The 17,162-nt window shown below is 43.1% G+C and carries 16 protein-coding genes and 2 pseudogenes; 11 read left to right on the top strand and 7 right to left on the bottom strand.

Features of this window, described 5'->3' with window-relative positions; all coding sequences use genetic code 11:
• Positions 1–163 precede the first annotated feature (163 nt).
• A complete protein-coding gene (locus ACX5J7_RS18510; RefSeq protein WP_278383397.1) occupies positions 164–673 on the top strand; it encodes a hypothetical protein in 510 nt (169 codons plus the stop codon).
• Between the two features lie 182 nt (positions 674–855).
• Here the strand turns inward: ACX5J7_RS18510 and ACX5J7_RS18505 are convergent, their stop codons facing one another.
• Positions 856–1,155: a hypothetical protein gene (locus tag ACX5J7_RS18505; protein ID WP_498707841.1), complete on the bottom strand. Its 300-nt coding sequence runs from the start codon at positions 1,153–1,155 to the stop codon at positions 856–858.
• 511 nt (positions 1,156–1,666) lie between these two features.
• Between ACX5J7_RS18505 and ACX5J7_RS18500 the strand changes: the two genes are divergently transcribed.
• The 8 genes and pseudogenes from ACX5J7_RS18500 to ACX5J7_RS18465 all read left to right on the top strand — a co-directional run bounded on the left by ACX5J7_RS18500 (position 1,667) and on the right by ACX5J7_RS18465 (position 8,183).
• Positions 1,667–2,851 carry a methyl-accepting chemotaxis protein gene (locus ACX5J7_RS18500; protein WP_498707838.1) on the top strand — a complete coding sequence of 395 codons (1,185 nt, stop codon included), beginning with the start codon at positions 1,667–1,669 and terminating at the stop codon, positions 2,849–2,851.
• Positions 2,852–2,907: 56 nt separating this feature from the next.
• Positions 2,908–3,273, top strand: a complete 366-nt coding sequence (locus tag ACX5J7_RS18495) for a response regulator (RefSeq protein ID WP_278383405.1) — start codon at positions 2,908–2,910, stop codon at positions 3,271–3,273.
• 37 nt (positions 3,274–3,310) lie between these two features.
• A pseudogene (locus ACX5J7_RS18490) lies at positions 3,311–3,514 on the top strand (Hpt domain-containing protein); the annotation flags it as partial.
• A gap of 42 nt (positions 3,515–3,556) precedes the next feature.
• Positions 3,557–4,984, top strand: a pseudogene (locus tag ACX5J7_RS18485) (methyl-accepting chemotaxis protein); the annotation flags it as partial.
• A gap of 2 nt (positions 4,985–4,986) precedes the next feature.
• On the top strand, positions 4,987–5,817 hold the full coding sequence (locus ACX5J7_RS18480; RefSeq protein ID WP_141153054.1) for a CheR family methyltransferase: 831 nt from the start codon (positions 4,987–4,989) through the stop codon (positions 5,815–5,817).
• Positions 5,818–5,825: 8 nt separating this feature from the next.
• A complete protein-coding gene (cheD, locus tag ACX5J7_RS18475; protein WP_024015561.1) occupies positions 5,826–6,443 on the top strand; it encodes a chemoreceptor glutamine deamidase CheD in 618 nt (205 codons plus the stop codon).
• A gap of 2 nt (positions 6,444–6,445) precedes the next feature.
• Positions 6,446–7,492 carry a protein-glutamate methylesterase/protein-glutamine glutaminase gene (locus tag ACX5J7_RS18470; protein WP_498707835.1) on the top strand — a complete coding sequence of 349 codons (1,047 nt, stop codon included), beginning with the start codon at positions 6,446–6,448 and terminating at the stop codon, positions 7,490–7,492.
• A gap of 430 nt (positions 7,493–7,922) precedes the next feature.
• Entirely contained in the window at positions 7,923–8,183 is a 261-nt protein-coding gene (locus tag ACX5J7_RS18465; protein WP_012516928.1) for a hypothetical protein, read from the top strand.
• A gap of 124 nt (positions 8,184–8,307) precedes the next feature.
• Here the strand turns inward: ACX5J7_RS18465 and ACX5J7_RS18460 are convergent, their stop codons facing one another.
• The 4 genes from ACX5J7_RS18460 to ACX5J7_RS18445 form a co-directional block, all read right to left on the bottom strand.
• Complete coding sequence (locus tag ACX5J7_RS18460) at positions 8,308–8,979, bottom strand: haloacid dehalogenase type II (protein ID WP_012516932.1); 672 nt, start codon at positions 8,977–8,979, stop codon at positions 8,308–8,310.
• A 230-nt stretch (positions 8,980–9,209) separates the two neighbouring features.
• Entirely contained in the window at positions 9,210–10,766 is a 1,557-nt protein-coding gene (locus ACX5J7_RS18455; RefSeq protein WP_498707830.1) for a diguanylate cyclase domain-containing protein, read from the bottom strand.
• The gene (locus tag ACX5J7_RS18450) at positions 10,714–11,010 is read right to left on the bottom strand and encodes a hypothetical protein (protein WP_498707828.1); all 297 of its coding nucleotides are present in this window, start codon (positions 11,008–11,010) and stop codon (positions 10,714–10,716) included. Before ACX5J7_RS18450 ends, ACX5J7_RS18455 begins: the two co-directional genes overlap by 53 nt.
• Before the next feature lie 143 nt (positions 11,011–11,153).
• Positions 11,154–12,038: a DMT family transporter gene (locus tag ACX5J7_RS18445; RefSeq protein ID WP_278383402.1), complete on the bottom strand. Its 885-nt coding sequence runs from the start codon at positions 12,036–12,038 to the stop codon at positions 11,154–11,156.
• A gap of 278 nt (positions 12,039–12,316) precedes the next feature.
• Here ACX5J7_RS18445 and ACX5J7_RS18440 point away from each other — a divergent pair, with 278 nt between their 5' ends.
• Positions 12,317–12,835 (top strand): HAD family hydrolase, encoded by a 519-nt coding sequence (locus ACX5J7_RS18440; protein WP_278383403.1) that lies wholly within the window; start codon positions 12,317–12,319, stop codon positions 12,833–12,835.
• A gap of 3 nt (positions 12,836–12,838) precedes the next feature.
• Here the strand turns inward: ACX5J7_RS18440 and ACX5J7_RS18435 are convergent, their stop codons facing one another.
• A complete protein-coding gene (locus ACX5J7_RS18435) occupies positions 12,839–12,994 on the bottom strand; it encodes a hypothetical protein (RefSeq protein WP_012516936.1) in 156 nt (51 codons plus the stop codon).
• A 78-nt stretch (positions 12,995–13,072) separates the two neighbouring features.
• Between ACX5J7_RS18435 and ACX5J7_RS18430 the strand changes: the two genes are divergently transcribed.
• Positions 13,073–16,915 (top strand): hybrid sensor histidine kinase/response regulator transcription factor, encoded by a 3,843-nt coding sequence (locus ACX5J7_RS18430; protein WP_012516937.1) that lies wholly within the window; start codon positions 13,073–13,075, stop codon positions 16,913–16,915.
• A gap of 42 nt (positions 16,916–16,957) precedes the next feature.
• Here the strand turns inward: ACX5J7_RS18430 and ACX5J7_RS18425 are convergent, their stop codons facing one another.
• Entirely contained in the window at positions 16,958–17,134 is a 177-nt protein-coding gene (locus ACX5J7_RS18425; protein ID WP_498707822.1) for a DUF3392 family protein, read from the bottom strand.
• Positions 17,135–17,162 lie beyond the last annotated feature (28 nt).

Raw genomic sequence — 17,162 nt, 5'->3', positions numbered from 1 at the left:
TGCTTAACTTAGCGAGTGGTGCACTTGTTGATTTTTAATCTAAGTAATTTCATGCACTTAATCGTTGAGGTTTGATTTAATGCGTTTTGCGTTTTGCATGGGCTACGACTAGGCTTTAGTTGTGGACTTTCACGATTTAAATTAAGAGGGAGTTTTAATTATAATGCCAAAGTATATTCATAATTTTCTATCATCGAATAAAAGCCATCGAGCACGTTCGAAGCCGCCAAAAGTAGTCAAATTAGGTACTTATGTATCACTCTTCGTTGTTTCATTTATTGTATTTCCTGGTTCCACTTTAGCAAAAACGGTTTGTAGTACTGAAGTGGTAGAAGAAAAAGGCACCCCTACTCTTAGTTCTGGGCTGATTGATGCAATGTATGAAGCAATTAGCACTAACACTTTTGATCTTGACGAACCTTATACTTTGATAAGTAAGAAACATTTCTGTATGGGTGTAGGAGAGTCTAATAAAGGAGCCGAAAGTTCTTTTGAAACTCTTAACAGTGTCCCAAACCCTGACCCAGCACCGAAAGAAGGTGACAAGCAAACAGTCAAGCAGACTAGAGCTGATGGAACCAGGGAGTGGACTTATACTTATGTGAATGGAGTTTGGGTATTGACTGGATACAAATACACACCTTTGCCTGATGCTGATAGTCTGGATCCATAATTGACCAGCCTCATATAAATAGATCCACAAGATAGATGAATTTGAGCATGATAATGCCCCCTAGTGGGGCTTATTGATGAAATCGAAACTGAACAGATAGTTTCCACTATTTAAGCTGCATGTAGCAGAACTGAAAGGCCAATAAACGCCTCCAGTTATTGATAGTGACGGATACACTAGCGCTACGACATCTGTACCAAACTTAAAAACTCTTGACGCGAAGACACATGGAATTGTGCTTTTAGTGGCTTTTTAACGCCCGTCCGAAGTATCTGAACCGTTTTCGTGCCTAAACTATTATCTGCACTAATTGCAGTCTCCTCACAGTCTCCAATAACCCATACTTCATTCGTAGCTGGCTTATATTTTTCAACCATATAGTCCAAAGGCTTACGCCAAAAAGCCAGACGCATTTCTTGACTTAAAAAGGGAGTTAAATCGTTACGCTTATCTGACTCGATGACATTGAATAGAGGTAACAATATGCCTTCACCTACACAATTGTTCGGTGCTAAGCACCTTTCGAAATCAAAAACTTAATAATGGTATGTATGGCTAAATTACTAGGGAGTGGCGTGCGTCATAGGCACACTTGAATGTTTCAATTTCAGAAAGAGCACCTTGCATAGTCGCGCACTTGTCGCATAGTGGAACGAAGCCAAATACTCTGAAAACAAGCCTGATAAGAACTAGTTTGCGCTTTTTAGACGCAGTTAAAGCCATAGAGCGCTTTTTTAATAAAAAACCCATGCATGTTCTTGCCTACTTTTCAAAATGGGTACTACGCTTATCTCATGTGTGCAAAGCCAGTTAATCATAACGTTGTTACCCAGCTTAGCTAACAACGTTATGTTGCTTTTGCGCTAGGCTTTTTGTCTATTGGCGCTCATATAGTGTGCCCAGCGCTTTGCAATTCGTGAACCAAGTAACGTGCTTAATTATGAAAGAGTACTGTTGAGGATAAGTCGCAGTGTCTTTTCAAGGAGAGTTTTTTTGTCATCTAATAACTTACCTTCTATGCAGCAAGGGGCTTTAAAGAGCATATATGTACTTTGTGTAGTAGGCATAGCTGCTTCTTGGGCTTTGTTCTTTTTTGTGTCCGCGCTCACAGCGCTTACGGTACTAACAGGCGTAGTTGTCTTTAGTGCTTTCGTTTATAGCAAAAGTGCGGATGAAGTTGACGAGATCTATCCAAATAACGACTCCCTAGGGCAAAGCGAACAAGCAGGTAGTACTGATATAAAAAAAGCGAGCGAAGAGCTCTCCCATTCATTGAGCACATGTGATACCAACTTATCCTCTATTAAGTCGACGCAAGATGATGCGGTTGAAACCTTGTCACATGCTTTTAGTAGTCTAAAGGGACTGGTAGCACAGCAAACACAATGTATTGATGCGTTATTGAGCGTTGATGCTACGCAAACACAGTCCTATTCCGAACGCATGCGCACCTTTGCGCAAGAAACCGACGGAACCCTAACCCAATTTATCGATTCAACCGAGCAAATGTCCTCATCAACAAAGCACTTGATGGAACAGGTGCAAACTATCCAACAGGCAATGCCTACCGTGATAGATGCGCTAAGCGGTATTGACGATATTGCCGCCCAAACTAACTTATTGGCCCTAAACGCAGCTATTGAAGCGGCGCGAGCCGGTGAAGCAGGCAGAGGCTTTGCGGTTGTAGCAGATGAAGTACGCGCCCTTTCAACCCGTTCTACCCAGTTCAGTGACGTAATTAAAACCCAGGTCGAGAACATTCGTAGTTTGGTAGATAAGCTTACTGACACTGCAGAATTTGTAGCCTCGCAAGATATATCACAGGTTGTTAATGCTAAATCACATATTAGTGATCAACTGGCGGAAATCATCAGAAAAGCAGAAGCAGACCTTGTTACTACGAAACAAATTGAAGATATAGGAGCACAGCTTGATGCGTCGATAAACGCAGCTATCCGAGGTATGCAGTTCGGGGATATTAACGGCCAGCATATCCAATATACCCAAGACATGATCGCGTTCATTTTAGAACAGTTGGCAACGTTAGATGCCAGCAATATTGAGCGTTTCGTCAACGCATTAAATGAGTACCAAAAAGGACTCGCTGCGAAAGGTAAAAATGACCACAACCCAGTGTCTGCAACCTCTATGGACGCTGGAGAAGTTGAATTGTTCTAAGCTAAGAAAGGAACAGGAAGCACGTGAGTAATGACATACTTTGGAGAAGTGAGCAAATGAGCAAACACATTTTAGTCGTCGACGATTCGGTATCAATTCGTCAAATGGTAGAAATGACACTAAAGGGCGCTGGGTATACCGTCACCACAGCCCAAGACGGTCAAGAAGCCTTTGATAAGTGCAAAAGTCAGCAATTTAATTTTGTGTTAACCGATCAAAACATGCCCCGTATGGACGGCCTAACTCTTATTAAAAATTTGCGAGGCCTTGGTGCCTACAGCAGAACGCCTATCGTTATGCTTACGACAGAAGCTGGTGGCGATATGAAAGCGAAGGGCAAAGCTGCCGGTGCAACAGGCTGGATGGTTAAGCCCTTCGACCCTAATAAGCTTCTTGACGTAAGGCGCCGCGTATTGGGTTAGGTCGCCTAACCATTCCTATTATCTGGAAGGATTCAGAATGAGCATCGATATTGAACAGTTCCATAGCGTATTTTTCGACGAGAGCGATGAGCATCTCGACGATATGGAACAGCTATTGATGGGCTTGGATGTTGAATCACCAGATCCTGAAGAACTAAACAGTATATTCCGTGCTGCCCATTCCATTAAGGGTGGTAGCGGTATCTTTGGTTTTGATGCGTTAATGAATTTAACGCACGTGATGGAAAACTTGCTTGATCAAGCGCGTAATAATGAGCTGAGCATTACCGAACAAAAAGTTAAAAATGCTTACTATGAAGGGCAACTTGCAGGAATTGGAAAGTCGCAGGCCGTCATTGAATTTAATATGGACGGCATTATTCAGCATGCCAACGACAACTTTTTAAACACGGTGGGCTATACCCTTGAAGAAATTAAAGGCAAGCATCACAGTATGTTCGTGGACCCTGCTTACCGAGCTAGCCCAGAATACGCGGCGTTCTGGGACGGACTACGCAATGGGACGTATTCTTCGGGGGAATACCGAAGAGTGGGCAAAGACGGCAAAGAAATATTTATTCAAGCCACCTATAACCCAATTTTAGATCACAATGGTAAGCCTTTCCGTGTGGTTAAATTTGCTACTGATATTACCGGCAGAACCCAAGCCGTAGATGAAATTAAGCATGTCATGACAAGACTGACCGAGGGAGACTTAACGGTTAATATCGAGCACGCTCTTGAAGGAGACTTCGCTGTACTTGGTGAAGCTATAAACCAGTTCATTAATGAAATGCGCGGCACCATTACCAGTATCAATGATGCCGTTGAAACAATAAATGTGGCATCTGGTGAAATTGCGACAGGTAACGCTGACTTATCAAGCCGAACTGAGCAGCAGGCTTCAAGCCTCGAAGAAACCGCATCAAGTATGGAAGAGCTAACCGGAACGGTTAAACTCAATGCTGAAAATGCAGAGCAAGCTAACGGTTTAGCTGCGCAAGCTAGCAAAATAGCTTCTCAAGGGGGAGAAGTCATTGGTGAGGTCGTAGATACCAAGACGCAAATTAACGACTCAGCACAAGAAATTTCGGACATCATAGGCGTAATTGACGGCATTGCCTTTCAAACCAATATTTTAGCATTAAATGCGGCAGTGGAAGCAGCCCGAGCGGGTGAACAAGGTCGGGGTTTTGCCGTAGTAGCGTCAGAAGTACGTAATTTAGCGCAACGTTCTGCAGAAGCTGCCAAAGACATTAAAGAGCTTATTTCAGACTCAGTAAGCAAAATTGCAAGCGGCAATCAGTTGGTGGTGAAGTCGGGTGAAACCATGGCTGAGGTGGTCACCTCCATTAAGCGCGTAAACGATATCATGTCTGAAATTGCTGCCGCATCGGCAGAACAGGCTTCTGGAATAGAAGAAGTGAGCAAAGCGGTTATCCAAATGGATGAAATGACGTAGCAAAACGCGGCCTTGGTAGAAGAAGCAGCGGCCGCGGCAGATAGTTTGAAACAGCAATCGGCACAGCTAAACGAGCGAGTATCGGTATTTGAAGTAGGTAAAGGTCTAACTGCTGACCAGCAACATCTCGCCGCATTACCTCAAAGAAATTTTGGCCATCAACGCGTGGCCTCGACCACTCATCACGCCCCGCAGTCAGCTGTACTTAAACCTGCTATGCCTGTTGAGGCCGAGTGGGAGTCGTTTTAATGATGGCAGCGGTAGAGGAACGCAATGGTATACGGGAGTTCGCCTTTGAAAAGGCGGACTTCAAGAATGTTCAGCAAATGCTGTTTAAAAAAGCGGGCATTAATTTGTCGGACGCAAAAGAGGCTATGGTGTACAGCCGATTGGCGCGGCGCATACGGGCACTCAATTTAAAAAGCTTTAGTGAGTACCTTGGTGTAGTGAATCAATCAGAGGCTGAGTTAGAACAGTTTATCAATGCGCTAACCACCAACTTGACGTCGTTTTTTAGAGAGCCCCATCATTTCACCGCCTTGGCTGAGTATTTGCGACAGCATTCGAATGTAACGAACATTTGGTGTGCGGCAAGTTCCACGGGAGAAGAGCCTTACTCGATTGCTATGGTCGTGGCAGAAGCCTTTGGTAGCTTTAAAACGCCCGTGAAAATCATAGCTTCAGACATTGATAGTAAGGTGTTGAGTAAAGCAAAGGCTGGCATTTACCCATTCGCTTCGATTTCTAAAATACCCGCTCACCGGCAGAAGCAGTTTTTTCACAAAGGAAAGGGGGCGAACGAGGGCAAAGTAAAAGTGGTCGATGAACTTCGCAACATGGTGCAGTTTAAAAAGCTCAACCTGACAGATAAAACATGGGATGTAAAAGGGCCCATAGATATTATCTTTTGCCGAAATGTGATGATTTATTTTGACAAGCCGACCCAGCTAAACGTACTGCAAAAAATGGTGGGCATGCTTAAGCCCACTGGACTGTATATGGCGGGGCACTCTGAAAATTTCAATATGTATACTAACCTTGTGAGACCGGTAGGAAAAACTATTTATCGACCGGCTGATTAGGAGTATTCGTGGCGTCTTGCAACTTTGAAGTACCGATAAGCTATTACGACAAACGCTTTGCAACTGACGCTGTAAAGCTGTTGCCAGGGCAGTACTTCGTTACTACCCAAAATAAAATGCTGGTCACTGTGCTGGGCTCCTGTGTGGCGGCATGTTTATTTGACCCGGTTTCAGGCATTGGTGGCATGAACCATTTTATGCTGCCAAGCGTGAATAAAACTGCCGAAGAGTTCGACAAAATGCAGGGGATGGCCGCGAAGTATGGCGTTCACGCCATGGAACTGCTTATTAACGATTTAGTGAAGGCCGGGGCGTCAAAAAAGAGAATTAAGGCAAAAATATTTGGCGGGGGGAAGGTGGTTCCCTCGTTCGTTCAAAACGATGTGGGAAGGTTTAACGCCGAATTTGTTACCCAATTTTTAAACACAGAGCGCATTCCCATACTCGCGAGTGACTTGTGCGATACCTATGCACGAAAAATCTATTTTTTCCCTAATGACGGTAACGTACTCATGAAGCGTATTCATGAACTTAATAATGCGACCATTATTGAGCGCGAAAGCCAGCATCGTTGGGAGCTGTCTGCTCGGGCACCAAACGGTAGTGTTGATTTATTTGAGGACTGAAAATGACAATTAAAGTACTGGTAGTCGATGACTCTGCGTTGATAAGACAAATTCTCAGCGAAATTATAAAAAGCGAACCAGACATGACATTGGTGGGTGCAGCGCCCGATGCGTTTGTAGCGAAAAAACTCGTATTAGAGAAATCACCTGATGTAATAACGCTCGATATCGAAATGCCAAAAGTAGATGGTTTACGGTTCCTTGAAGTACTAATGAATGCAAAACCGACCCCGGTTGTGATGATTTCCACGCTCACCGAAAAGGGCGCTGACGCCACACTTCGTTCATTGGAACTTGGGGCTATCGACTTTGTTGCGAAACCCAAAATTGGCGTGGCGCAGGGCATGGCTGATTATCACCAACTTATAGTTGGAAAAATACGTACTGCCGCCCGCTCTAAAGTAAAGAAAGCGACGCCTGCTAAGGCATCAGCGGTAAGCAAAGTGAACTACACTGGCACAGAAAAACTTATTGCGATAGGCGCATCTACCGGTGGCACTGAAGCCATTAAGGAAGTGCTGCGAACATTTCCTGCAAATGCACCGGCGACGGTTATCACTCAACACATGCCCGCTGGGTTTACATCGACCTACGCAAGGCGTTTAGACTCGGTATGTCAAATGCAGGTCAAAGAGGCAAAAGGCGGGGAACGCTTGCTGCCTGGACAAGCTTACCTAGCGCCAGGTGATAAGCATATGGAGATAGAAAGGAGCGGGGCTGACTATCGAATTAGGTTAACTGATGGGCCCCGGGTTTCAGGCCATAAGCCCTCTGTTGACGTACTGTTCAATTCAACTTGTAGGAGCGCAGGTAGTAACGCGATTGGTGTGCTATTGACTGGCATGGGCAGTGACGGTGCAACGGGCTTGCTTGAATTATCAAATGCGGGCTGTGAAACCTTTTGCCAAGATGAAGCGAGCTGCATTGTATTTGGCATGCCAAAAGTAGCCACCGAGAAGGGCGCGGCCAAGCAAGTGATAAGCTTAGACAGGATGGGTGAAACAGTGATGGAAACAGTAGAAAAACTGTCAGCGGGTAGTCGTTTGTAGGTGTAGTAAGTAAATACTAACAAAAAAGAAATGCCCGTCCTAAAATCGCTAAGTGGATTGGGATAAGCCCACTTGTTTCGAAAAACCTAAGGTGTTTTAATATCAACGCGTTACAGTTAGTAATGCTGCTACAGAATGCTGTTACTGTGGCCGATACTATGGATAGGCTAATTGTTAATTACGCAAAATATAAAAATCGATACGTAAGTGGAATGGTAAGATTAAGTAAAGTCGTCATAATAATATAAAAGACAATGGCTTACAGGTAGTGGTTTCAGTAAAGTAAGCAGTGATTTATTACTGCGTATATTTTGAAGTACCTAACAAGAATAAAAGGCCTGCTATATTCCTTACAGATTTAAAGCAAGTATATGCTCATTTTTACGGTATGACACTAACCTGGGATTATAACGAGTAGTTGGGGACTCTTATGAAACAGCAAACGCTAGTAGCGCTATCGGCCTTAATGTTTTCTTCTTCTGTTTTTGCGAATGGCGGATTTGAACCAAATAAAAAAGAATGTGTTAATGTCGGCAAAGAAATAACGCGTGTTAGCAGTGAAATGGATACTGCCAAGTCAGGGATCCAGAAGTCGTGGCTGAAACGTCAGCTAGGCGCATTAAAAACAAAGCGCACTTCTTGTAGCATGAAAGGTTTTGAAGCAAATAAGCCAGAACTGGCTAAACTCTAATTGCCTAAATGCTTGCTGAAAGCGACATAGCGAATTAGCGCTAATACGAATAGAAAAGTCTTACCTAGGTAAGACTTTTTTGTTTGTGCTGCAATAACACGGGAAACCCGTGCAGAATAAAACATTAACGAGTTACTAAACTAACCAGCTCATTCAATGATGCAATACTGTGATCGGGAGTTAAACCGAGCGGGTACATCATTTTCCCTGGCCGTTCTACAAACGTAGTTCGCATTCCCGTTGCTTTAGCCCCGCTTACGTCCCATCCGTGCGCGGCAACCATCATCGCCTCTTCATTTTTCACATTGGCTTGTTGGCAAGCCCAGTGATACACCGCGGGGTGAGGCTTGTAGGTTCGTACGCGCTCTACACTCAACACGTGGGAAAAGTAGTGTTTAATATTGGCATATTCTAGTTGAGCATTTAAGCCAGTTTCAGATGAATTAGATAGCGCTACCAAAGCAATACCGGCACTGTGGAGAGCTTTGAGCGTAGGGATGACATCATCATGCGCAGGCAGCTTCGTAATGTATTGCTTAATGGTGTCTTTTGCCGTTTTTTCATCTAGCGCAATGTTTTTACTGTGGGCCACCATCGTAAGTGCTGCACCGCCCACATCAATGAAGTCGTGAAACTGTGAAGACATGGTGTCGACTAAACTATGGTGAAGCAAGTTAGCAAACCACAGGTCTACCAGCGTTTCATCACCCTCTAAAACCGTTGCGAGCCCCGTTTTAATGGCCTGCATATCCAATAGTGTTTCGTTGATATCGAAGAATATTACCCGTGGCGTCACGATACACCTTCCTTTTGCTATTGGTGACAAACGTAGCGCTTTGCCTAAACGCACTTGTAGCTTATACCAATGTAAAACAGAAATGGTTTTGCGAAAGCGTTATACGACCAAAGTCGCCTCTGTTGCTTTGAAATTCAATGTAGAAAGGAGCAGACGGATAACATAAGAAAATAAAAAGCCGGCATAAAAAGAGTGATACCAGCTTAGTATTTTATAAGCTTACAGTATATTTATAGATCGTCGGCATTATTATTTATATCAAGGGACATGGCGATATCATCCAGTATATCGTTAAGGCCCGTTATCTTTTCATTAGCGATAAATACGCTCATGTGTGATTCAACCTCAATACTGTCGGTTGTCGTTTCACTTTCAAACGTACTATCAAGTGCGCTTTGCACTCTATCGAAGAACTGGCGCGCACTTCTTTCCTCGATATTGTGTAGGCACAAAATAAATTGCTCGGTACCAAAACGGCCAAGAATGTCATTGCCGCGCGTCGCATTTTGAAGGGTCTGGGCTATTTTTCTTAACACCAAATCGCCTTTGGTTGAGCCCAGTTTACGGGTAATGTCACGCAGGTTACTCACATCGAAAATGGCGATGGCAATGGCTCTACCTAGTTTTGGCGCATCAAGTTTATTGATACGGGAAATAGCAGAGTCGGCGTTAAGTAGCTGAGTTACCGGGTCGATAGCTTTACGCGCTTGGTGTTTTCTGTGCAAGACATAGCCCGCTATACCACTTATCAGTATGAAAACAATAATAGCGGTATACAGTGTATTTTTACGTCGCTGCTCAGCTTGCTCAATGGCAGACTCTAAATCATAAATGCGAGTATAAAGGTTGGCTGCACCGATAATTAAGGAAGAGTCTTGCGCCAGTTCCCTGCGCTTTGTGACTTCTTTTGAATAAATGTTGTGCGCCGCTTTAGCGCGCTCCAAATCCCCTAACGCAATGTACATATCTACATTAAAACTTAAATAGTCTAAATTGGTTTCAAATACCTTAGGTATTACATTGGCGTTCATTGCCTTGATTTCTGATAGGTACTCTCTTATGCAAGGCAGGTCACTATTTTGTAAGCAAATTTCGGTTTTATGCCAGCTAACCAGCATCTCACCTAGCGAACTGGATATATTCGCAGTTGCCTCTTCTAAATCGGGCAGGGTGTAAGCCAAGCTAGTATAGTCTTGGGTTTTTCTATAATAAATTGACAGCGCGTACTGATACAAAAAGTTGCTAAGCGTGGTATCTATTTCAGTATTTAATGCACCTAGTTCTAATATGCTTTGGTACGCTCGGTCGAACTGACCACTGCTTAACAGTGACACAATGGCGCTAATAATAATACTTACCCTGTTACTGCCTTCGTACACTTGAAGCCCCATCTCATGGGCTTTTAAATACTGCTCGGCGGCGAGGGCGTGCTGCTCTAAGCTACCGTAAAGTAAACCTATAGAGTTATGAATATGCGCCAGTTCCCCCGGGCTACCGTCATTTGAATAGCGCTTTAACACGCCAAACATTTTGCCCAGCCTAACTTCAGGGGATGAAGAATCGGAACAATAGCTAATAAGCCCTAAAGAGGCACTGGTAAAAATATCGCTGTGACGTTCGGGTGAAGATAAGTCTTGCGCCTGCTTATAGTATTTACAGCGCGCTGGGTTTTCCCTTGCATCATAAGAGAAGCCAATTTGATAAATGGCAGACGCAAATGCATAGGAAGTCTCATCAATGTTGCTCTGCATTATCGCTTTTAGCAGCAGTTTTTTCTGCTTCTTCATATTTGCCGCGGCAAATCAAAAACTGCCCCTTTGCGACAGTCAGCGCGAAACGCTGCTGGGTAGAAAGAGATTCGCCTAAAAGCGTTTTTTCAAGTTGAGGAAACAAAGACTGGCTAGGACAGTCGTATGAAGGAGTGCGAACTTCCTCTATGAAAGCGTCTATCGTATCACTTGCCTCTGTTGTGAAAGAAGCGAACGCAACGCTTAAAATCAAAATTATTGTACAAGCAATCTTTTGAAACATGAGTATTCGATTTTGTTTTTCCTCAATAATATCGATTTGATTGGGGAAGTACTACAAAAGCCCCATAAAAAAAGCGGCTTTTTTATGGGGGCGGGGGGAGAGGTTTGTTTATGAGTAGCTTAAAGGCAAAATTTAATACGCTGTTAGTGTGCAGAAGGCGCGCCAAAGCTTACCAAAATAGCAACGCCTATTAGGGCAACCCCAGACCAGATAATAGTGGCCCTTGTGGCTTTTTCTCCCAGCACCCACGCAACCCCAAGCGACATTAATGCGCTGGTGGCAATAAGCGTTTGAACAACGGCGGCTTTTGCATAGGCAAAAGCAAACATTTGTAAGTAAATTGCGGCAGTAGTACCCAGTAACGTAGCTAAGACAAACGCGGGCCATACACGATTGCCATTTTCAATAACGGGCATATAGCGGGTTTTCGTAAGCGCAATAAAGGGGACGACAAAAAACATACCACCCACTAAGCGTAAAAACGCGGCACTGGCAGCGTCAATTTCACCCGCGCTTAAAATGTCGCGGCTAACTACCGCCCCTATAGCCTGACATAGCGCAGCCCCCACGCCATATAAATAACCACTGGTAGCAAATACGTGGGTAGTACTGCGCTTGCGTGCTTTAATTACCATGTCGACAGAAAACAAAACAACGGCTACGCCGACCCACTGTTGCCAGGTGATCCATTCGCCAATAAAAGCCATAGCGAAAAGGGCCGTGAAAAGCGGCGCAAGGGTTTCGGCAACCAGCACAGCTTGGCTATCGCCAATGCTTTGCAGAGCTTTAAAAAAGCAGGTGTCGCCAATGCCTATACCAATTAGCCCGCTTACAAGCAGCCATAAAACAGTGCTAGTGGTAAGCCCTGTAGGCTGAACCACTAGCAGTACTACCGCTAAAATGGCGATAGAAATAAGCCCCTTCCAAAAGTTCATGGTAAGCGGTGAAAATGCGTTGCCCGTACCTCTGAAAAGACGGGCAGCAATCGCCCAACAAAGCGCTGTACCTAGCGCAGCAAAAACACCCATAAATTACCTGTTAAAAATATGATTAATTCAGAAAGGGCAAAATCTAGTTTGCCAAAAAGAGCGGCTATGCTAATGCAAGGTGTGGCTAGGGTAAACTTAAATAAACGAGTCGGCTTTTTGTTAAAACTTCAACGCCTTAAGTAAACGTAATCCAATGTAAAGCTTAATCGTGGCATCATAAAAATCAAACATAGAGTACATAGAGCAAAGGTGTAGTAGGCACCTGCCGCTTAACCCAAGCAATAATACGGCTAACGAAGTAAAAGGAATAAAAGGGCGTGAATATTAAGCAAATAGATTTAACCGGTGTCAAAGGCGTAATATTTGATTTAGATGGCACCTTAGTAGAGTCGAGCCTTAACTTTACGAAAATGCGCGACGATGTGGGCTGCCCACATGACCAAGACATTCTTACGTTTGTCGACGCCCTTTCTTGCGTTAGAACGAAAGCTAATGCACACAATGCTATTTTACGGCACGAGTTAGAAGACGCTCAAAATGCGAAATGGCTAGAGATAGGCAAAGCCATGGTAGAAAAAGTGCAAGCTCATAATTTACCCATGGCGATAGTTACCCGGAACTGCCGCCAAGCAACCGCTATTAAAGTCGCCAATAACGGCATTCCCATCGACTACGTGCTTACCCGCGAAGATGCCCCAGCCAAACCCGATCCAACAGCCTTATTAATGGTGGCGAACACATGGCAGCTTCAACCTGAAGACTGCCTGTATGTAGGCGATTTTATTTATGACCAGCAAGCCGCCGAGAATGCTGGGATGAAGTGGTTGTTGGTTTAGAGGTTACCGATCTACATCTGGTTTCTTTGGCTTTATCGGCCCTATTGGCAAAATTAAGTAAAAGTCTTCTTTCAATAGCGGGGAGCTAGTTCCAGCGTATACTTTAGTATAGTCTTGCTGTCCAAGTTCTTGCATGTTTGTTTTTTGTTCGATATTCATATCTCTTCCTCTTTATTTTTTTAATTTTCCTGCTCATGTGAGCACTTTAAAGGTAATCGTTATACAGGGATGTAAGATATGACTACTGAGACAGTTCATCGATATCAATGGAAAACTCATTCTTGTGTCCTAATTTTCCTTGTTTGTTTATTCGTTATTCCAAAAACGAGCCAAGCGATTGGTGTAAATTTAGAGGGCAGGACTTCTTTCGATGGCGTTCCTTCAGGAGTTATTCGTGATTTAGAGGTCTCAGACAAGGTTGTCTATATAGCCGCGGAAAATGGTGTATTTGAAGTTATTGGGAATGAGTCTGAACGGTTAGAGTTCAACACGTCTAACCATGCTACGGGGATCATCTCTGATATCCACTTGAGCGGCGCTAGCCTATGGGTTGTTGAATACGGCGTGGGCGTTTTTAAAGTTAATTTGAGAACCAAAGAAGCTAAGCAACTATTTTCTAATAGAGATTGGACGAGTTCTGTTTGGGCTATGACCATGACCTCTACAAACTTCTATTTCTCTGTCATCGACGATGTTATACAAACGAATAGAAATTCAGGTCATTCAACGAAGCTAAGCACGCAACTGGCATCTTTGAAGTTAAACGGTATCTACTCACTTTTCGCTGTGAACGACAAGGTGCATATAGCATCAAACAAAGGTTATGTTTCAATATCAGAAGCGTCAGCTACTATTGAAGAGTATAAGCTAAGCGACAAACTTCCGCTTTTATCTAGTGCAACTTTCGTCAAGGTGATCGATAAAGAGTTATACATTGGAGGACCAGAGGGGCTGTATATTTTAGGCAGTGAGGCTCGTTTCGTTTCTACTGAGGGGATTAGTGGTACTTACATAAACGACGTAATTAAAACAGAAGACAATAAAATCTGGGTTTCGGACGGTCGGCTATTGATACTGGAAAACGGGAAGCTCGTAGCGCCACCCTTTATGAATCCAATATTAACATCTGAGGCGATTCGTTCGATAACCAAAATAGCGGTTGGTCCTTATGATTCGCTACTTATTGCTTCTTCTCAGCTAGGCCTAATTTCCTTACCCAAAACGAAGTTTTCAACAAACCTCATATCATTTAAAGGGAATGCCTTAAGAGATAATATTCAAAAATCTGCTTTCGACCAAACGGAAACGTTAGTCCGAATTGAAAATGGCCTATTTACGCTAAATGAAAGCAATGGAGAGCTAACTGAAACAGTTTTAGGCAAAGATAAAGCTGCTCATTGTACGTCTCGGCAAGAAGAGATCTTTGCACGGCTTAAAGCGTTAAATCCATCAGAGCTGTGTAGCAGTGATTTCATTCATTCTGTCGACATCGATAAAGACGCCTTCTATTTATACTTCGATGATGGAATTAGCGCAAACTACTACTATGTAGTGGATGAGACTATAAAAGACACCATCAAAGCACCCCGAAAAATCGTGTATAGCTCGCTATTAAGCGGCGGTGAACTAGCGGCATTCGATGAGTTTGACAATATACATTTTCAACTGTCTAAGTTTACTTGGCGGACAATTAACCCCGAAGAGGGTAATTGGTTCGGACTTCAGTGTTTAATTGAATTTGAAGAAACTTATTTAGTATGTACATCTGGGGCTGGCCTAAAAGAAATCAATAAGAAAAGCGGTTCGATCAGCTCGTTAACTATCCAGGGCCTAGATAAATTAAGGTTTATTCGGGGGGCTATGGTTACGAAGAGTGGAAACCTATGGGTGGCCTCTAATATGGGCCTATTTGTAAAGCCCCGAACCAGTGAGTCAGTATTCAAAATTGATATGCAGTTTGGACTGCTTGATACGGATTTTGAATATAAAAGCTTCGAGGAGCTTCGCGAAAAAGTATTAGTGAAGGGCGATAAATACAGCTATTTACTGGATGAAATTCAACTAATTGAAAGTCTTAAAGCACAAACTACTGAAGTGGAACCTATTGTTTTGACTTACGTTAAGTGGATGGATAAAAAAGGGCAGCATGCACTCTACTTACCCGAGAATCTTAACTTTAACTTTGATAGTAGTTTTGAGGAAGTAACTTTCAATTTTGTCGATAGCGATGTCTATAACGAGAGCAGAGGCATCGAGTTCAAACTAGACGATGATGCCTGGGTCTCTCACAATAAAGCGGCTATGAATTTAACTTTAGGTGACATGGACGTTGGTGAACATAAACTTTATATAGTGACCACGCACAATAAAGGAGCCTCAGAAGGACTGACTATTCAATTCGATATAGCTCCGCCTATTTGGGCATCTTATATAGGTATTATTTTTTACCTATCAATATTAATAGTGTTTTTCTTCTTATGGAAAGTCGGCTTAGTAAGTAAGCTTTACGAGAAGTTCAAAACCACCACCCTATATACCCTCCTGACCCGATATGAAATAACCGACGGACACTCAAAGTTCGAAAAAATGCTGCGTAGTAAAGAGCGTTTCATCAACGAGATCACCCACGAACTTCGAACACCCATTCAAGTCATAAACGGCTCGTTAGAAAAAATCTCTGATACAGATATGGGGACGCGCAAAGAGTTAGTCTGTGTTCAAGATAATATGAAGAGGGTTGAGCAACTAATTAACCAAATGAACCACGATGTTCCCTCAGCGTTAAACATTGAGGACTACTACAAGTCATACTCGTTAGAAAAAATCCGTTTTATTGTTTTATCCCTAGAGCCTTTAGCCAAACAAAAGAGGCAAAATTTAGAGGTTCGGATAAAGGGGAAAAAAGAGGTATTGCTCATTAGCGATAGCCTAGAAAAAATCTTGGCTAACTTAGTACAAAACGCTGTTAAATTTACACCTGAACTTGGCACGATAAAAGTGAGTGCAGTACAAGATAGCAAAGTGCTGAAGATAACCGTAAGCGACGATGGTGAAGGGATTGAAGACAACCTGCAGAGTAAAGTATTTGAGAGATTTGCTAGGGGAAATACAGAAATAGAGGGAAATGGTGTTGGGTTAACAATGGTTAAAACCCTAGTCGAGTTGAACCAAGGGGAGGTTACTCTTCAAAGTCAAAAAGGTGTGGGGACGAGAATAACCGTAACGTTGCCTATCGATGATATTGCTTTTTTGAATTCGCACGCTGAAAATTTGTCGCCGACAAATGCTGAGACAAGCAAGAAATCTCTGTTAATTGTTGATGACAGCAGGGAGTTTCGTTCTTATCTCTTCGAACTTTTTTCTCCTAAGTATCGCTGTTTAGTAGCGCGAAATGGTACACAGGCTTTAGACGTTATGCAGCATTACTTAGTGGATGTAGTGATTACCGATCAAATGATGCACGAAATGGATGGACTTAGTTTGACTAAGGCCATTCGCAGTAATGCCAGCTATGCCAATATTCCTATATTAATGCTTACTGCTAAAACCGGAGCAGAACTAGAAAAATCTGCGTTAGAAGAAAAAGTAGATTACTTCTTGGCAAAGCCTGCCTCTAACGAAGAAATTATGCTTCGTGTAGAGCATCTTTTAGCTGTCAGGGAGGCAAAGGAACAAGGGGAAGAGGGGCGCGATCAACCTGTGTTCAAGTTTGGTTGCCTAAAAATTCGAGAGTTTGATAACGAAAAAGATATGGCGTTTTATCTCAACTTTATTGCTGTACTCGAAAAAAACTATCACGATGAGTCTTTCAACAGAGATCAGGCAGCAACGGCGTTACTGATCAGCCCTCGAAGTTTGAACCGTAGAATGTCAGAACTTTTCGATTATAACTTCAGTGAGTTTCTTTCACGTTTTAGGGTAGAAAAGTCTATCCCATTATTGTTAGAAGGAAAGAGTATTCTAGATACCTGCCTAGACGTGGGCTTCGGCACCGCAGCTTATTTTTCGACGTCCTTTAAAAAGGTTATGAGCTTACCACCCAAAAAGTTTGTGGAGCAATACAATAAAACAGTAGCGTAAAGGTAGTATCTGAAAGAACTAAACATACCTACGCCTTTCAGCCTAAAAGCCAATCAATAGAAACGATGCCACATAGCCTGCACCTTGGTACTGCCAAGGCAAGTAGGCTAGGGTGTGTTTTAAGAACGGTGCGCCGTACAAAGTTAGTGCGCCATAGCCAAAGGCACACAGCACTACAAACAAACTAATGCGAATGGTGACGTGCTCCAATAGATTCACACACCCAGTTAAGAGATAATTATCTCAA

It is taken from the genome of Alteromonas infernus (genome assembly GCF_902705815.1).
This window is presented reverse-complemented; position numbering and strand designations above follow the sequence as displayed.